Annotated in this window: 1 protein-coding gene; it reads right to left on the reverse strand. The window is 71.7% G+C overall.

Annotated features, from left to right (window positions below; genetic code table 11):
- On the reverse strand, positions 1 to 1,041 hold a 1,041-nt coding region (locus ABD324_RS37050), incomplete at its 3' end, for an IS110 family RNA-guided transposase (protein WP_344428576.1).
- Between the last annotated feature and the right edge of the window lie 200 nt (positions 1,042 to 1,241).

Raw genomic sequence — 1,241 nt, forward strand, 5'->3', positions numbered from 1 at the left:
CTGGCGGGTGATGTAGCGCTTGAGGCAGCGGCGGATCTCGGGATCGGTCTTGCCGTCGGCGCGTCGTCGTTGCACGTAGGTGCGGGTGTCGGGGTCGTGACGCATCCGTGAGACGGCGATGGTGTGCAGGGCCCGGTTCAGCCGGCGGTCCCCGGCGCGGTTGAGCCGGTAGCGCACAGTCTTGCCGGAGGACGCCGGGACGGGTGCGGTGCCGGCGAGCATGGCGAACGCGCCGTGGTCCCGGCAGCGGCCGGCGTGCGACCACGCGGCCAGGACCATCGCGGCGCTGACCGGGCCGACTCCGGGCAGGGCGAGCAGGTCCGGACGCCAGGACCGCACGATCGCCCGGATCGACGTCTGGTGTTCGTTGGCCTCGGCCTGCAGCGCCTTGATCCGCTTGGCCAGAGCTTTGAGCATGGTCATCGCCGTGAACACGTGTACGTCGTCGACGGCGGTGTGTGGGCGCAACCCGGCCGCGGTGGAGACCATCATGATGATGCTCTTCCCGCGGAACCGGGCCCGGACCTGCTCCGGGGCGGTCACCACCAGCGCGCGCAGTTGACGTTGAGCGTCGGCTCCCGCCTCGACCGCGCCGCGGCGCACGGTCAGCAGGTTCTGCAACGCCGCCCGTTGCTGACCGGTCTTGGGCTGGGCCAGCCGTGTGCGGGACAACGCCTCGCGGGCGCCGCGGGCCGCGTCGAGCGGATCGGACTTGCGACCGCCACGACGTGGTGGGCGTCCGGGCCGGTCGAGCTCGACGACCAGCTCGTCGGCGTCGGCGAGGTGCCGCGCCAGACCGGCGCCGTAGCCTCCGGTGCCCTCGATCGCCCAGGCCCGCAGCCCGGCGTGGGTGTCGGCGAACTCGACGAGTTCGCCGTAGCCGTCGGCGTCCGCGGACACTGTCACCGTCGCCACGAGCACCCCGGTCGTCGCGATCACCGCGGCAGCGGTGTGGGTGTCGGTGTGGGTGTCGACGCCGATCACGATGTCGACGATCTCGGCGAGCCTGGATTTCTCCATGGGCTCTGTCAGCATGGACATCTGCGTTCTCCTTGCCGGGAGGGACGTGGAAGGTCCCGGTCCCGGTTCGGAGCCGGCAAGACTGTGATGGGACACGCCGGGGGCTACCGGCGGTCATGCTCCTGATCAGGCCAGCTGCTCCGGCCGGGGCCGGCGCCGACGGCAGTGGGTGGGCAAGTCCCGGTCAAGGCACCCCGAAGGGGCCTGTCAGAGGAAGGGCC

The organism is Pseudonocardia ailaonensis (assembly GCF_039531635.1).
Classification (GTDB): Bacteria; Actinomycetota; Actinomycetes; order Mycobacteriales; family Pseudonocardiaceae; genus Pseudonocardia; species Pseudonocardia ailaonensis.